The 16,126-nt window shown below is 61.9% G+C and carries 14 protein-coding genes and 1 pseudogene; 9 read left to right on the top strand and 6 right to left on the bottom strand.

Features of this window, described 5'->3' with window-relative positions; genetic code table 11:
* The first annotated feature begins 456 nt into the window (after positions 1–456).
* Positions 457–1,188: a hypothetical protein gene (locus AC3WJW_RS14565; protein WP_493726489.1), complete on the top strand. Its 732-nt coding sequence runs from the start codon at positions 457–459 to the stop codon at positions 1,186–1,188.
* Between the two features lie 381 nt (positions 1,189–1,569).
* Here the strand turns inward: AC3WJW_RS14565 and AC3WJW_RS14560 are convergent, their stop codons facing one another.
* Positions 1,570–2,637, bottom strand: coding sequence for an alpha/beta fold hydrolase (locus tag AC3WJW_RS14560; RefSeq protein WP_493726488.1), 1,068 nt, complete (start codon positions 2,635–2,637; stop codon positions 1,570–1,572).
* A gap of 163 nt (positions 2,638–2,800) precedes the next feature.
* Positions 2,801–3,670 (bottom strand): LysR family transcriptional regulator, encoded by an 870-nt coding sequence (locus AC3WJW_RS14555; RefSeq protein WP_493726487.1) that lies wholly within the window; start codon positions 3,668–3,670, stop codon positions 2,801–2,803.
* Positions 3,671–3,788: 118 nt separating this feature from the next.
* On the opposite strand from AC3WJW_RS14555, the gene AC3WJW_RS14550 reads away from it, so the two are divergent.
* The 8 genes and pseudogenes from AC3WJW_RS14550 to AC3WJW_RS14515 form a co-directional block, all read left to right on the top strand.
* Positions 3,789–5,024, top strand: a complete 1,236-nt coding sequence (locus AC3WJW_RS14550; RefSeq protein ID WP_493726486.1) for a cyanate transporter — start codon at positions 3,789–3,791, stop codon at positions 5,022–5,024.
* A gap of 81 nt (positions 5,025–5,105) precedes the next feature.
* Positions 5,106–5,876 (top strand): ABC transporter substrate-binding protein, encoded by a 771-nt coding sequence (locus tag AC3WJW_RS14545; protein ID WP_493726485.1) that lies wholly within the window; start codon positions 5,106–5,108, stop codon positions 5,874–5,876.
* A gap of 100 nt (positions 5,877–5,976) precedes the next feature.
* On the top strand, positions 5,977–6,666 hold the full coding sequence (locus AC3WJW_RS14540; protein WP_493726517.1) for an ABC transporter permease: 690 nt from the start codon (positions 5,977–5,979) through the stop codon (positions 6,664–6,666).
* The gene (locus tag AC3WJW_RS14535; RefSeq protein WP_493726484.1) at positions 6,663–7,376 is read left to right on the top strand and encodes an ABC transporter permease; all 714 of its coding nucleotides are present in this window, start codon (positions 6,663–6,665) and stop codon (positions 7,374–7,376) included. The genes AC3WJW_RS14540 and AC3WJW_RS14535 overlap by 4 nt, the downstream gene beginning before the upstream one ends.
* Before the next feature lie 24 nt (positions 7,377–7,400).
* Entirely contained in the window at positions 7,401–8,168 is a 768-nt protein-coding gene (locus tag AC3WJW_RS14530; RefSeq protein ID WP_493726483.1) for an ABC transporter ATP-binding protein, read from the top strand.
* A gap of 78 nt (positions 8,169–8,246) precedes the next feature.
* Entirely contained in the window at positions 8,247–9,446 is a 1,200-nt protein-coding gene (locus tag AC3WJW_RS14525; RefSeq protein WP_493726482.1) for an amidohydrolase family protein, read from the top strand.
* Positions 9,443–10,918, top strand: a complete 1,476-nt coding sequence (locus AC3WJW_RS14520) for an amidohydrolase family protein (protein ID WP_493726481.1) — start codon at positions 9,443–9,445, stop codon at positions 10,916–10,918. The genes AC3WJW_RS14525 and AC3WJW_RS14520 overlap by 4 nt, the downstream gene beginning before the upstream one ends.
* A 150-nt stretch (positions 10,919–11,068) precedes the next feature.
* Positions 11,069–11,175, top strand: a pseudogene (locus AC3WJW_RS14515) (hypothetical protein); the annotation flags it as partial.
* A 139-nt stretch (positions 11,176–11,314) separates the two neighbouring features.
* On the opposite strand, the gene AC3WJW_RS14510 reads toward AC3WJW_RS14515, so the two are convergent.
* The 4 genes from AC3WJW_RS14510 to AC3WJW_RS14495 all read right to left on the bottom strand — a co-directional run bounded on the left by AC3WJW_RS14510 (position 11,315) and on the right by AC3WJW_RS14495 (position 16,012).
* Positions 11,315–12,487, bottom strand: a complete 1,173-nt coding sequence (locus tag AC3WJW_RS14510; RefSeq protein WP_493726480.1) for a helix-turn-helix transcriptional regulator — start codon at positions 12,485–12,487, stop codon at positions 11,315–11,317.
* A 152-nt stretch (positions 12,488–12,639) separates the two neighbouring features.
* Positions 12,640–14,532, bottom strand: coding sequence for a sulfate adenylyltransferase subunit CysN (gene cysN / locus AC3WJW_RS14505; protein ID WP_493726479.1), 1,893 nt, complete (start codon positions 14,530–14,532; stop codon positions 12,640–12,642).
* Positions 14,532–15,476, bottom strand: a complete 945-nt coding sequence (gene cysD / locus AC3WJW_RS14500; protein WP_493726478.1) for a sulfate adenylyltransferase subunit CysD — start codon at positions 15,474–15,476, stop codon at positions 14,532–14,534. Before cysD ends, cysN begins: the two co-directional genes overlap by 1 nt.
* A 65-nt stretch (positions 15,477–15,541) precedes the next feature.
* Positions 15,542–16,012: an SRPBCC domain-containing protein gene (locus AC3WJW_RS14495; protein WP_428609492.1), complete on the bottom strand. Its 471-nt coding sequence runs from the start codon at positions 16,010–16,012 to the stop codon at positions 15,542–15,544.
* Positions 16,013–16,126 lie beyond the last annotated feature (114 nt).

The raw sequence follows: 16,126 nt of genomic DNA, 5'->3' as shown, positions 1-16,126 counted from the left end.
CTGGCTTGCCAGCGATGGTCGTTAACGATAACGCTTGTTTTCTGGGTAAACGCGGCGCTCTCGAGACCATCGCGAGCAGGCTCGCTCCTACGGACGCGGTCTTCTGTGGGAGCTGGCTTGCCAGCGATGGTCGTTAACGATAATGCGTTTCTACTGGCTAAACGTGGCGCTCTCGAGATCATCGCGAGCAGGCTCGCTCCTACAGACGCGGTCTTCTGTGGGAGCTGGCTTGCCAGCGATGGTCGTTAACGATAACGCTTGTTTTCTGGGTAAACGCGGCGCTCTCGAGACCATCGCGAGCAAGCTCGCTCCTACAGACTGGTCAATCGCCGACAACGCCGGACCAACGATGCGCTCGTCTCAATCCGGCTGTCCATCGGCCGGTCCGGCACGCGGCCGGCTATCCATTATTCTGATAGTGATGCAAAAGCCAACGGACGAGGAGGGGACGCAATCATGCCTGCCCAGGATCGCGAACTGCTGGACCGGATACTGACCGCTCATGGCGGCCTGGCGCGCTGGAACAGTTTCAATAAGGTCTGCGCCACGCTGGTCACCGGCGGCTCGCTCTGGGGCATGAAAGGGTTGACCCAGGACAGCGCGCCACGCCAGATGACCGTGTGGCTGCATGAACAAAGAGCCTCGGTGACACCCTTCGGTGCACCGGGGCAATTCACGGCCTATACGCCGAACCGAATCGCCATCGAGAATACCGCGGGCAAGGTGATTGCCGAGCGCCAGGCACCCCGGGCATCCTTCAAGGGCCATGGGGAACACACGGCCTGGGACCCGTTGCACCGGGCCTACTTCAACGGCTATGCGATGTGGTCCTACCTGACCATGCCCTTCCTGTTCACCTTGCCGGGCGTAACCTGCGAGGAAATCGATCCCTTGCAAGAGGGCGCCGAGCGTTGGCGGCATTTGCGGGTGCACTTCCCCGACAGCATCGCAACCCACAGCGCTATCCAGGACTTCTACTTCGGCGATGACTTTCTGCTACGCCGCCACGACTACAACGTCGACGTGAGCGGTGGCATGCCCGCTGCCCAACTGGTTTATGACTACGTCCAGGCCGACGGCTTGCACATGCCGGGCAAGCGACGAGCCTATCGGCGCAAGGCCGATGGGCAGGTCAACAAGGAGGCGTTGCTGGTGTCGATCGACTTGAGTGAGATCCATTACTCGTAGCAAACGAATGGCAGGGAACTGTAGGAGCCAGCCTGCTGGCGATGGACTCAAGCGCGCCGCGTTCATTCAGATCCCCCGCGTTATCGTTAACGACCATCGCTGGCAAGCCAGCTCCCACAAGGGGCCATGCCTACGCTGAAACTACTGTAGGAGCCAGCTTGCTGGCGATGGACTCCAGTGCGCCGCGTTCATCCAGATCCCACGCGTTATCGTTAACGACCATCGCAGGCAAGCCAGCTCCCACAAGGGGCCGTGCCCACGCTGAAACTGTAGGAGCCAGCCTGCTGGCGATGGACTCCAGTGCACCGCGTTCATCCAGCTCACCCGCGTTATCGTTAACGACCATCGCTGGCAAGCCAGCTCCTACAGAAGACCGCAATGTCAAAGGTGATCCGCATCGATCACAGCCTTGGCGAACGCCTGTGGATCTTCCTGCGGCAGGTTGTGGCCGATGCCGCCGTTGATCAGCCGGAATTCGTATTTGCCGGTGAAGCGCTTGGCGTAGTCTTCGGGGGCCGGGTGCGGTGCGCCGTTGGCATCGCCTTCAAGGGTGATGGTCGGCACGCTGATGGACGGCGCCGTGGCCAGCTTCTGCTCCAGCGCTTCGTAACGGCTTTCACCCTGGACCAGGCCCAGGCGCCAGCGGTAGTTGAACACGGTGATGTCGACATGGTCCGGGTTGTCCAGCGCCTTGGCGCTGCGGTCGAACGTGGCGTCATCGAACGCCCATTTCGGCGAAGCCAATTGCCAGATCAGCTTGGCGAAGTCGTGGGTGTTTTTCGCGTAACCGGCGCGACCGCGGTCGGTGGCGAAGTAGAACTGATACCACCACTGCAGTTCCGCCTTGGGGGGCAGCGGGTTCTTGCCGGCCGCCTGGTTGCCGATCAGATAACCGCTGACCGAGACCAGCGCCTTGACCCGCTCTGGCCACAGCGCCGAGACAATGTCGGCCGAACGCGCACCCCAGTCATAACCACCGAGCACCGCTTGCTTGATCTTCAGCGCATCCATGAAGTCGATGACATCGCTGGCCAGCGCAGCCGGCTGGCCATTGCGCAGGGTCTGGTCGGAGAGGAAATGCGTATCGCCATAGCCGCGCGCATAGGGCATCAGTACCCGGTAGCCCTTGGCGACGAGCAGCGGCGCGACGTCGTCATAGCTGTGAATGTCGTACGGCCAGCCGTGCAGCAGGATCACCACCGGTCCGTTGGCCGGACCGGTTTCGGCGTACGCGACGTCCAGCAGCCCGGCGTTGACATGTTTGAGCGGGCCGAACGGCGAGGGCGCCGCCTGAGTGGTTTGGGCAGGGGTCGCAGCCGGCTGTGCGGTGGCGGCCGTTTGCGCATGGGCTGCGCCGAGCACACCGAACAGGGTGAGTGCGAGGATCGACGGGCCGACCAGGTGGCGGCGAGTCTTGCCGGTGTTGCTGTTGCGCAGTGCCATCTTCATGGGATGTCTCCATTACCAGCCATGGTCAGGGGATCGGTCTGAGCCCCTGCAAACCTTGCTTGCATTGAAACGCGGCAACGTATCCGGCCTGTGTCCAATCGCCGGCCGAATGAAAGTCTGTGTATCGGGAAGTCGCGTTGACACAGTGTGATACACAGCGGCGTCATGCGTGGCCCGTGACCTGCGCACACAGCCTTGTCAGTTGTTCGGCCAGGTCGATCACCCGGCGTGGTGCGTCGGGGCGCAGGTGTAGGGCGATCTCCAGTGGCGCCAGTTCGGGAAAGGACTCGGCCGCGCCCAACCGGCGGTGGCCGGGCAGTGCAAGGCGCGCTGGGAGCACGCTGACGCCAAGACCATCGGCGACTGCCGAGCGCACGCTCGCGAGGCTCGCGCTGCTGTAGCCGATGCTCCAGCGCCGGCCGGCGCTCTCGAGCGCGTGGATCATCTCATCGCGATACAAACCGCCGACCGGAAACACCACCAGTGGCAGTGGGTCGCGCTCGTACGTTGGCTCGCCGAGGCTGTCGAACCAGGCGAGCGGTTCGGGCCAGGCGGCGTGCCCCACCACCTGTCCCGGGCGCTGTTTGACCAGCACCAGGTCGTAGTCGCCTGCACAGAACTGTTGCCATAGCGTATTGCTCAGCCCACTGCTGATCTCAAGCCTTATCGACGGGTGCGCGCGTGCGAAGGCGCCCAGTGTCGGGGTCAGCAGGTCCGAGGCGAAGTCCTCCGGCACGCCGATGTGCAACTCGCCCTGGGCGTGGCCTTTGCGAAACTCCTCCACGACCTCTTCCATCAGCCCCAGTAGCCGGCGCGCATAGCCGAGCAGGCGCTCGCCGTCCTCGGTGGTGCCGACATAGCGCCCGTTGCGGTTGAGCAGCTCGCAGCCAAGCTGCTCCTCGAGCCGCTTCAACTGTTGGCTGATGGTCGACTGGCTCAGGTGCACGCGCTCACCGGCACGGGTGAAGCTGCCGCTCTCTACCACGGCGACGAAACTCTTGAGCAGCACCGGATCGATCAGCGTTGAAGTCATTTGATTTCCCACTAATTGTCATTCGAACATTTCATTTCCGAATAATAGCACCTGCTCTTAATCTTCAAGAACAGCCGCTGATGCGGATTTTTTGACCAGAAAGACCAGGGTAAATGTGATGACCACTGACGTGACAGACCGTGGATCGGCTTGCATCGCTACGCACGTGCCGCGCGCTGGTGAGGTGTCCCTGGTCGCACTGGTGCTGCTGGTGTTGCTGGGCTTGAACCTGCGGCCATTTCTGACTTCGGTCGGGCCGGTGCTCGACCTGGTGCGCGCCGACATCGGCCTCGACTTTCGCGCCGCCGCGATGCTGACCACCTTGCCCTTCGTGCTGATGGGCCTGATCGCCTTCATCGGCATTGGTGTCGCACGTCGTTTCGGCGAAAGGCGGGCGCTGGCCGGCGCCTTGTTGCTCTTGATGCTCGGTTGCGCGTCGCGCGCCGTGGTCAAGGACGGGGCGCAGTTGATCATCGGCGCCGGTATAGCCGGCACCGGCGTGGCGGTGATCCAGGCTTTGATACCGGGTGTCGCCAAGCGCTGGTTTCCTGAACGGATTGCGATGGTGATGGGGCTCTACTCGGCGGCATTGGTCGGCGGCGGTGCTCTCGGCTCGCTGGCCAGCACCTGGCTGCATGCGTATGGCGGCTGGAGGTTGGGGCTTTCCGTCTGGGCGTTGCCAGCGCTTGCCGTGCTCTTGCTCTGGCTGGTGTGCGCGCCACGCAGTGCGCCGATAGCCGCTGGCGGACCTGCACCGGTGAAAACATTCAGCTTCTTCAAGAATCGCCGCGCGTGGCAGTTGGCCGCCTACTTCGGACTCACCAACAGCGGCTACTCAAGCCTGGTGGCCTGGCTGCCGTCCTTCTACCAACAGCAGAACATGAGCCTGCAGGCCTCGGGGAACTTGCTCGCGTGGCTGGCGATGTTCCAGGCGACGGCGGCGTTCGCGATGCCGATGCTCGCCCGCCGCAGCATTGACCGGCGCGCGGCCCTGTGGCTGACGATTGTGCTGCAGGCCGTGGGTTTCGCCGGCTTCGCGCTGGCACCAAACGCGGCGCCGTGGTTGTGGGTCGCACTGGCTGGCTTCGGCCTTGGCGGGTTCTTTTCGCTCAGCCTGATTGTCAGCCTCGACCACTTGCCCGGAGCACAGGCGGCCGGGACCTTGGCGGCTTTCGTACAAGGCATCGGGTTTGTGCTCGCATCGACTGCTCCCTGGTTGATCGGCTGGCTGCGTGACTCCGGTGCCAGTTTCACCACCGGATGGTGGCTGCACATCGCGGTGCTCGCTGCGATGGCGGTGCTGACGTTCAGGTTCTCCCCGGCGAGTTACCGACAGAGCATGCAAGCGTTGTGACCGAGGTTAAACAAAACAAAAACCCCAAACAGAACTGGCCACTTTTAAACCCCCAGTACCACTGTGCCTACGGAGATTGATATGAAGAAGTTAGCCGTTTCAGTTGTTCTTGCCCTGGCCGCCAGCGGCGTATATGCGAAAGACTTGCAAGTCATTCGCTTCGGCGTTGACCCCACTTACGCCCCGTTCGAGTCGAAGGCGCCCGATGGCACGCTGGTAGGTTTCGATATCGATCTGGGCAATGCGATCTGCGAAAAACTCAAGGTCAAATGCGTATGGGTCGAGAACGCCTTCGACGGCATCATCCCGGCGCTGAAAGCCAAGAAGTTCGACGGCATCCTTTCCTCCATGAGCGTGACCGAGAAACGCCAGGCGCAAATCGCCTTCTCCGACAAGATCAGTAATGTCCTGCCGCGTCTCCTTGCGAAAAAGGGCTCGGATCTCCTGCCAACGCCCGAATCCCTTCAAGGCAAGCGGGTAGGGATCGAGCAGGGCTCGACGTCGGAAACCTATGCCCGGGCTTATTGGGCGCCCAGGGGCGTCACTGTCATGACCTACCAGAACCAGGACATGGTTTACCAGGATCTGATGGCCGGCCGACTGGATGCAGCGCTGCAGTCGTCGGTCCAGGCCGACCTGGGCTTTCTGAAAACCGCGAACGGACGTGATTTCGCCTTTGCCGGCCCGGAGTTGCGTGACCCGAAAACCCTCGGCGTGGGTGCGGGCATTGGTTTGCGCAAGGAAGACAATGAACTTCGCGAGCAGATCAATGGTGCGCTGGCCGAGATCATCAAGGACGGCACTTACCAGACGATCTCCGATAAATACTTCTCCTTTGATGTGTACAACTGATTGATTGCAAGTTGCGGGCAGTCAGCATTCAAAAACAAGAACAACACAACTGAACAAGATAGGCAGCATCGACTGGACTATCGAACTCAAGGAGAATGCAATGTCCTTGGTAGACTATGGGCCGCTGATCGCAAGTGGCACCTGGATGACACTGAAGCTGGCCATATTATCGCTGCTGACCGCCGTACTGATTGGTTTGGCAGGCGCCAGTGCCAAGTTGTCAGGCAATCGGTGGCTGCGCAATGTCGCCACCCTCTATACCACGCTGATACGCAGTGTTCCGGATCTGGTGACCATGCTGTTGCTGTTCTACAGCATTCAGATCGTCCTCAATCAGGTCACCGAAGGGCTGGGAATGGATCAGATCGATATTGATCCTTTTCTTGCCGGTGTTGCGACGCTGGGGTTTATCTACGGCGCCTACTTTACTGAAACCTTTCGCGGTGCTTTCCAGGCGGTTCCGCGCGGCCAGACAGAGGCAGCCATGGCCTATGGCCTGAGCCCATGGCAGGCGTTTTACCGGATTCTGTTCCCGCAAATGATGCGTTTTGCCTTGCCTGGAATTGCCAATAACTGGCAGGTCATGATCAAGGCGACCGCGCTGGTGTCCATCATCGGCCTGTCCGATATCGTCAGGGCCACCCAGGATGCCGGGAAGAGCTCCATGCAGCTGTTTTATTTCACCGTGATCGGTGCACTGATTTACCTGGTCATTACCACGGTCTCGAACGGCGTCTTGATGTGGCTTAAGCATCATTACTCGGTCGGCGTTCGGGAGGCTCAACTGTGATCGATATCATCCAGGAATACTGGCAAGCGTATTTGTGGTCGGACGGCGCCAACCTTTCCGGCCTGGCAATCACCTTGTGGCTGCTGGTGCTGTCGATCGCGATCGGATTCGTGCTGTCGGTGCCGCTGGCCGTGGCCCGGGTGTCAAGCAACCGGTTGGTGCGGCTTCCGGTCTGGTTTTACACCTATGTGTTTCGCGGCACGCCGCTCTATATACAACTGTTGATCATCTACACCGGTGTCTACAGCCTGAGCGTGGTGCGCGAGCACGAGTTCCTCGACATGTTCTTTCGCGAAGGCTTCAACTGCACGGTGCTGGCGTTCGCACTCAATACCTGCGCCTACACCACGGAAGTCTTCGCCGGCGCGATCAGGTCGGTGCCCTACGGCGAGGTCGAGGCGGCCCGCGCCTTCGGCATGTCCAGGTTCACCCTGTACCGCCGCATCATCCTGCCCTCGGCGCTGCGTCGCGCACTGCCGTACTACAGCAACGAGGTGATCATGATGCTGCATTCGACCTCGGTGGCCTTTACCGCCACGGTGCCCGACCTGCTGAAGGTCGCCCGCGACGTCAACTCGGCGACCTATGCGTCGTTCGAGGCTTTCTTCATCGCTGCACTGTTGTACGCGGTGATTGCGCTGTCGCTTGTCTGGCTATTTCGTCGCGGTGAAACCCGCTGGCTGGCCTTCCTGAAACCCCAGGCCGCCTGAAGGCCGCCTACGCAGGGCAAAAACATGTACAAACTGACCGTAGACGATCTGTACAAGAACTATGGCAACCACGAAGTGCTCAAGGGCGTGTCGATCAAGGCCAAGGCCGGCGATGTGATCAGCATCATCGGCTCCTCGGGTTCCGGCAAGAGTACCTTCCTGCGTTGCATCAACTTCCTCGAGCAACCGTGCGCCGGGCGAATCACGGTGAACGCCGAGGAAATCCGCACTGAGAAGGACAAGTACGGTGGGCTGCGCGTGGCCAACCAGAAACAGCTGCAAAGCATGCGCACCAAGCTGGCCATGGTGTTTCAGCACTTCAACCTGTGGGCGCACATGTCGGTGCTGGAAAACGTCATCGAGGCGCCGATGCATGCGCTGGGCCTCGGCCGCGATGAGGCGGTGGCCCGCGCACGCAAGTACCTGGCCAAGGTCGGCCTGCCGGCCAGTATGGAGGCAAAGTACCCGTCGCACCTGTCCGGCGGCCAGCAGCAGCGTGTGGCGATCGCCCGTGCCCTGGCGATGGAGCCGGAAGTGATGCTGTTCGACGAGCCGACCTCGGCGCTCGACCCCGAGCTGGTCGGCGAGGTGCTGAAGGTGATGCAGGCCCTGGCCGAAGAGGGCCGGACCATGGTGGTGGTGACCCATGAAATGGCCTTTGCCCGCGAAGTGTCCAACCACGTGATCTTCCTGCACCAGGGCAGAATCGAGGAAGAAGGCAACCCGGAGCAACTGTTCAAGCACACCAAAAGCGAGCGCCTCAAGCAGTTCCTTGCCGGCAACTTGAAGTAGCGCTTGTGGTGACCCGGTAAACAGCGTCCCTGTTGGCTATCCGGCGACAGGGGCTGGTTCGAAAGTGATGAGGTTCCAATGATCCAATCGTTCTGGTTGCGTAATGTCCGCCCCTATGGCGGCGAAATTGAAGACATACAGATTGTTGAGGGTCGTATCGGCGACCGTCAGCCTGCCAGAGGCAATCCAGTCGCTGAACCTGACCTTGACGGGCAAGGTCAGTTGCTCGTTCCGTCGCTGGTGGAAAGCCACATCCATCTGGATAAGACCCTGTGGGGGCAGCCATGGCGGCCGCACAGTGCAGGCCCGACGCTCAAAGCGCGCATCGCCAATGAGCGGCAGATTCTGCGCGAGCTCGAATCACCCATTGCAGAGCGGGCAGGTGCGTTGCTGGAGCAATGCATCGCTCGCGGCTCGTTGCTGTTGCGCTGTCATGTAGACGCCGATCCCGAACTGGGCATCGAGCATGTGCAAGCCATGCTGGCGCTGCGCGAGCGCTACGCCGACCTGGTCGATATCGAGTTCGTCACCTTCCCTCAGGTTGGCCTGGTCAACCGCCCCGGGGTCGAGGCCTTGATGCGCGAGGCCCTGGAACTGGGCGTCGAGGTAGTAGGGGGGCTGGACCCCTGCGGCATAGACAACGATCCCATCGCGCACCTCTCGATCCTGTTCGAACTCGCCGACAGGTTTGATCGCGGTATCGATATCCACCTGCATGACGGTGGTGAGCTGGGGCTCTGGCAGATTGCCCGGATCATTGATTTCACCGAGCGCTATCAGCGTCAGGGGCGCGTCATGATCAGCCATGCCTTTTGCCTGGGCATGAAAAACTGGGCCCAGGTGCTGCCGTTGGCCGAACGCCTGGCGGCCAACCGGATTTCACTCATGACCACGGCGCCCTCCGATATCGCCATACCGCCCTTTACCGAACTGCTCTCGGCGGGGGTGAATGTGTGCCTCGGTTCGGATGGCATTCGGGACGCATGGACCCCGATGGGCAATGGCGACATGCTCGAACGCGCGATGCTGCTCGCCTTGCGCTGTGGCATGAGAACCGACCCTGAAATCTGCACGGCGTTCGAAGCCGCTGCCGGCAATGGCGCCCGGGCACTAGGGCGAACTGATCACGGATTGGCGACGGGGCAGGCGGCCAACTTGCTGTTGCTGCCTGCGCAGACACTGAGTGAAGCCGTCGTGGCGCGTCCGCTGGCGCGGACGGTGATCAGCCGCGGCATCGTTGTGGCGAAAAATGGCAGCCTGCTGCGGAGCCGCCTGTGACTCAGAATAATTTCGACAAAGTAGACCTGCTGATCGAGCACGGCGTGGTCATCACCGTGGACGAGCAACGGCGCGTCATCAACGACGGCGCCGTGGCCGTGCTCGGCAACCGCATCGTCGCGGTGGGGCGCACGGATGAACTGCGGGCTCGCTACACGGCTGAAAAAGTCATCGATGCACGCAACAAGGCGGTACTCCCCGGCTTGATCGACAGTCACGCCCATGCCGGCCACGCCATGCTGAAAACCATCGGCGGCGCGGAGGGCGATGCCTGGATGGACGCTTGCCAGACCATCTACACCTCGGCCTCCGGCGTCGGATTCTGGGAGGTCGATGCGCGGTTGTCGGCGCTGGAGCGGCTCAAATGCGGCACCACCACTGGTGTGTCGCTCCTGGGCGGAGGCGACTCGATCATGCGGGTCGACGACCCGGTGTACGCGCAACGCCACGCCCGGGCCATCGCCGAAATCGGCACGCGCTCGGTGGTGGCTGTCGGGCCGTCACGGCCGCCGGCGCCGCGCACCTACCTGGACTGGTCGACCGAACCGCCCACTCGGCGCGACGTCAGTTTCGAGACGATGTTCGAGACCTGCGAAGAAATTGCCAGGAGCTGTGACGGTCTGGGTGACGGCCGGGTGCGCGTCGCCATCACGTTGCCGGTGTACGCGCCACAATACGAGCCCGACCACCGGCAGCTGGCACCGCTGTTCCGCCAGCAGGCACAGGATTACCTGGCCCTGGCCCGGCGCTATGGCCTGACGTTCACCCAGGACGGCCACCGCGCCGGTACGCTGGCGCTGGCCCACCGCGAACTGGGCCTGCTCGGCCCGACCTCCTTCATGTCGCACTGCATTGATCTGACCGAGGAAGACATCGCCCTGTGCCGGGAGACCCAGACCAGGATCGTGCACAACCCGAGCGCGATCATGTCGATCCTGGGTCGCTGCCCGGTACCGGAACTGATCGAGGCCAATGTCACCGTCGCCCTCGGCTCCGACGGCGCCGCCCCGGACCGCGGTTACGACATGTTCCGCCACATGTTCCAGTGCATGCATTACCACCGCCGGCACTTCCGCGACCCGGACATCCTGCCACAGGGCAAAGTCCTGGAAATGGTCACTATCGACGCCGCCAAGGCACTGTCGATGGAGCATGAGATCGGCTCGCTGGAAGTCGGCAAGAAAGCCGACATCATTCTGATCGACCTGTTCAAGCCGCACCTGATGCCGATGAACATGCCGGTCCACCGTGTCACCTGTTTCGCCAACGGCGCGGACGTGTGCACCACCATCGTCGATGGCCGGATCCTGATGGAAGACTACGTCGTGCGCGCCGTCGACGAGGCTGCCGTGCTGGCCGCGGTGCAAGAGGAGTCGGAACGCATGCTGGACCGTAGCGGCCTGCGCCATCTGACGGAAGAATCGAAAAACCTCTGGCGGGCGGCCCGGTATCGCGCGGCAGACAGCAATTGACCAGGCCAACGATCAGGTCTTGAACCTGCCGATGTCCCCCGGTTGAAGGAATGAAATGCACACCCTGAACGTTATCCCAGGCCAACTGAGCCTTGCCCAACTGCGTGATGTCTATCAGCAACCGGTCAAAATCACCCTCGATCACAGCGCTATGAGGAGGACCGCTTCTTTGCGCCGGACATCAACGCCGCGACCGGTTGTTGGTCTCGCGTTGCCTGAACGAGCTGGTGACGACCAAGCTGCTGCCGAGCCTGTAAGGGTTCCAATGTAGGAGCTGCCGCAGGCTGCGATCTTTTGATCTTGCTTTCTAAAAGATCGCAGCCTCGTTGCACTCGACAGCTCCTACAGGAGGCGATTCGATTTCAGGATTCACGGAACCTGCGAGTTGGCCCATCACTATCCAAGCGACGCCACACTGTTGAGCAGTGTCTTGACCAGTTGAGCCTGGCGGGTGGCGCCGGTCTTGGCGAACACTCCGCGCAGATGGGCACGCACCGTGTTGCGCGAAACCCCGAGGGCCAGGGCTGTTTCATCGAGGGTTTGCCCGTCCATCACGAGCATGGCCACTTCGGTTTCGGTCGGCGTCAGCTGGAACAGGCTGCGCAACAGGTTGCGCGATGCCTGCGGCGAGTCCGCCGGGTCGCGGATGAACACCGCTACGGCTGGCCGGCGTGCGCCGTTGCGCGATTGATAGCTCACGGGGATGGGGCGCAGCAGTAAATTGAGTGGCATCTCGCCGCTTGGCCGGGTCAGGGTCAACACTTCGATGTCATCGAGACCCCGCTGGCGTTGTTTCAATACGGCCTGGATGGCTTGCTGGACATTGCGGTTCTGCTGGCTGGTGAAGGCACAGAGCTTGTCGTGTCGGCATTCCAGGCCGTCACGGCTGTCGAACAGTCGCTGGGCGGCGCGGTTGCATCGCATCATTCTGCCGTCTTCGTCGAGGATCGCCGTGCCCACCATCAGCCGGTCGATGGTCGCGGCATAGAGTTGGCGTTCGGAGTCCAGTTGCTCTACCGCCGAGTGCAAGTCCACCGCTTGTTGCAGGTGCGGCAGGAGCAGGCGAATCAGGGCAATCTCCGTCGCATCGAAGTCGCGGCCGGCGTGGTTGCGGCAGGCGAACAAGGCGCAGTGCATGCCCGTGGGCGTGCGCATGTTGGCGACCAGGACGTGGCGCAGATCCAGGGGTTGCAGATAGTTGCGGTAGAAGTCGTGGGCCAGCCAGGCATCGGCGCCCAGTACCTGATCGGCACTGGCCACCTGCTCGACAGGCCAGTCGATGAAGGGGCAGATTGCGTAGTACTGTTCGCTGTAGAACGGCTCGCCTGGCAGCAGGGGGCCATGAATCGATGCATTGACGATCAAACCGGGCCGTTCATGGTCGGGGTTGCGTAGCACCAGGGTGAAGAAGCTGGCGTCGAAACGCTGACGCAAGGTTTCCAGCAGGCCGGACCAGGGTGTCGACTCAAGAGGGCCTTGATAGACCAGCGCAAGCCAGCGGCTGAGCTCTGCAGACGGGATTTCGGTATCGGGCTGCAGGTCCGTGCAGACCGGAAGAGAGAGGGTCATGGATACGCCTCGCTGCTGCTTGTTGTTGTCGTTCGAGTATTGATCGCGCCCATGGCGGGAAAATCGTCCGTTTGGCTTAGGCGGGTTGTCGGGCCATGTGATAGGCAGCGCTACACCGGTTCATCCCGGCATAGCGCTGAGTTCATGGGCTTTTACAGTGCCAGCAGTGCCTCGACGATACGTTCGGCGGCGGTTTCGGCCGACTCGTTACGGGTATCGATGTGGATGTCCGGAGTTACCGGCGGCTCATAAGGCGAGTCGATCCCGGTGAAGTTTTTCAACTCGCCACGCCGGGCCTTCTGGTACAGACCTTTGGGGTCGCGCTGTTCGGCCAGGGCCAGTGGCGCATCGACGAAAATTTCCAGGAAATTACCGTCTCCTGCCAGGCGACGTGCCATCTCGCGCTCGGCACGGAACGGCGAGATGAACGACACCAGGGTGATCAGACCGGCATCGAGCATCAGCTTCGCCACTTCCGAGACCCGGCGGATATTCTCCACCCGGTCGGCTTCGGTGAAGCCCAGGTCGCGATTCAGGCCATGGCGGACGTTGTCGCCATCGAGCAGGTAAGTGTGCCGGCCGAGGGTGTGCAGCTTGCGCTCCACCAGGTTGGCGATGGTCGACTTGCCCGCGCCGGACAAGCCGGTGAACCACAGGATTCGCGGCGACTGTCCCTTGAGCGTTGCATGTGCCTCACGGTTGACGTCGACGGCCTGCCAGTGCACGTTCTGTGCGCGGCGCAAGGCAAAGTGCAGCATGCCGGCGCCGACCGTCCGGTTGCTCAGGCGGTCGATAATGATGAATCCACCCGTATCGCGGTTGTCGGCATAGGCATCGAAGGCGATCGGCCGGTCCAGGTGCAGATTGCACACACCGATACCGTTCAGCTCCAGGGTTTTGGCCGCCAGGTGTTCCAGGCTGTTCACATCGACCCGGTGCTTGAGGCTGGCGCAGCTCATGCTGACGGTCCGGCAGCCGATCTTCATCAGGTAAGGACGCCCGGGCAACATCGGCTCTTCGTCCATCCACACCAGCGTCGCCTCGAACTGGTCGGCAACCGCCGCCGGTGCATCGGCCAGGACAATCATGTCGCCGCGGCTGATATCGATTTCATCCTTGAGCGTCAGTGTGACAGCCTGGCCGCACAGGGCCTGTGGCTGTTCCCCGGCGCTACCGAAGATCCCGGTGATCTCGCTCTGATGACCTGACGGAAGCACCCGGATACGATCCCCCACGCTGACGCTGCCCGCGGCGACGTTGCCGCAGTAGCCACGAAAGTCGAGGTTCGGCCGGTTCACCCATTGCACAGGCAGGCGGAATGCGGCCTCGACCTGTCGAGCCTGCTCAAGGGGGACGTTTTCCAGATGCTGGAGCAGGGTCGGACCCTGGTACCAGGGAGTGTTCGGGCTGGCTTCCAGCATGTTGTCGCCACGCAGCGCAGAGAGCGGGATGCACTGGATGTCGTGCAGGCCAATCTGCGTGGCGAACGCACGATAGTCGGATTCGATGCGTTCGAACACCGCTTGGGAATAGTCCACCAGGTCCAGTTTGTTGATGGCCACCACGACCTTGCGGATGCCCAGCAGGGACACCAGGTAACTGTGCCGGCGGGTTTGGGTGAGGATGCCCTGGCGGGCATCGATGAGGATCACCGCGAGGTCGGCGGTCGAGGCGCCAGTGACCATGTTGCGGGTGTACTGCTCGTGGCCGGGGGTGTCGGCGACGATGAACTTGCGCTTGTCGGTGGCGAAGAACCGATAGGCGACATCGATGGTGATGCCTTGCTCACGCTCGGCGCTCAAACCGTCGACCAACAGGGCGAAGTCCAGTTCGTCGCCCTGGGTGCCGAGTTTTTTCGAGTCGGCTTCGAGTTGGCCAAGCTGGTCCTCGAACAGGACCTTGGACTCATAAAGCAGGCGGCCGATCAGGGTGCTTTTGCCATCGTCGACGCTGCCACAAGTGATGAAACGCAGCAGTTGCTTGTTCTGTTGCTGTTCCAGATAGGGCGTCAGGTCGCCATTGAAGGTGTCGGTCAGCGCGCTCATCAGAAATACCCCTCTTGCTTCTTTTTCTCCATGGAACCGGCCGAATCGCTGTCGATCAGCCGACCCTGGCGTTCCGAAGTACGGCTTACCAGCATTTCGCTGATGATCGCCGGCAGGTTGTCGGCATCGCTGTCGATGGCGCCGGTCAGCGGGTAGCAGCCAAGCGTACGGAAACGCACCTTGCGCATTTGCGGCGTTTCTCCCGCTCGCAGCGGCAGGCGCTCGTCGTCGACCATGATCAGCGTGCCGTCACGCTGAACCACCGGGCGCTCCTTGGCGAAATACAGCGGCACGATGGGGATCTGTTCGAGGTAGATGTATTGCCAGATATCCAGCTCGGTCCAGTTCGACAACGGGAATACCCGCAGGCTTTCGCCTTTGCGTTTGCGTGTGTTGTACAAGCGCCAGAGCTCGGGGCGCTGCTGTTTCGGGTCCCAGCGATGCTGCTCGGAGCGCAGCGAGAACACCCGTTCCTTGGCCCGCGACTTTTCTTCATCACGACGGGCACCGCCGAAAGCGGCGTCGAATCCATAGTGGTCCAGGGCCTGCTTCAGTCCTTGGGTCTTCCACACGTCGGTATGCAGGGCCGAGCCGTGGGTAAAAGGGTCGATGGCCTTTTCCACGCCCTCGGGATTGACGTGCACCAGCAGTTCCAGCCCCAGGCGCGATGCCGTCTGGTCGCGGAACGTGATCATTTCGCGAAACTTCCAGGTGGTGTCCACATGCAGCAAGGGGAAGGGCGGTTTGCCCGGGGCAAACGCCTTCATCGCCAGGTGCAGCATCACGGCGCTGTCCTTGCCGATGGAATAGAGCATCACCGGGTTTTCACACTCGGCGACCACTTCGCGGATGATCTGGATGCTTTCCGCTTCCAGCCATTGCAGATGAGTCAACATCGGATACCTCCTCGATTTCTGCCGGGTTTGGCTCCGGCGGACCTCCAAGGTAGGGAAAGCGCCGCTGGCGCTTCTTCGTCTGCTCGGACGAAGAACGCGACAGCGGCTGAAGGTCACGCGACGGACGCGTACAGCGTCTCGGCACGCACCTTGAGGGCGCGGGCTACGGCATCGAAGCCCTGTTGCACCCAGGGACCATGATTGGCCATGACCTGGTCGGCGGTCGCGCCGAGGAACTGGTCGGTGGTGTGGTAACGGCAACTGGCCGGACCGGTGCGCTCGATGTGCTGTTCGCGGCGGGCAGCGTCCGGATTGTCGGCGCTGGCATACATCTCCCAGGCGAGCAGCCGGTGGGGTTCGAAGTCCGCCAGGTATTCGATCACGTGCAGCAACTCACCCGGCTGCCCCGGATGGGGCAGGAACAGGTTGACCGGCTCCCCAAGTACCAGACTCGACTCGACCTTGACGGTATAGGGGTTCCACTGCGGATAACGCGCCAGGTCGATCAGTACCGACCAGACCCGTTCGGCGGGCGCGGCGATGTCCACGATGACGGAACGAACCAGATTTTTCTCTGCGGTCATGGGTGACTCCTCTGAGAGTGACTCCGCGCCACGCATCGCGACGGGAGTAAGCCATGGGCTCAGGCGCGATCCTCCCCGCTCGGGATGCCCGGCTCCTCGTCCGAGCGGACTAGG

This window comes from Pseudomonas sp. GW821-FHT07G06 (genome assembly GCF_058986625.1).
Note: the sequence above shows the minus strand (reverse complement) of the source record. Positions and strands in the feature narration are given on the sequence as shown.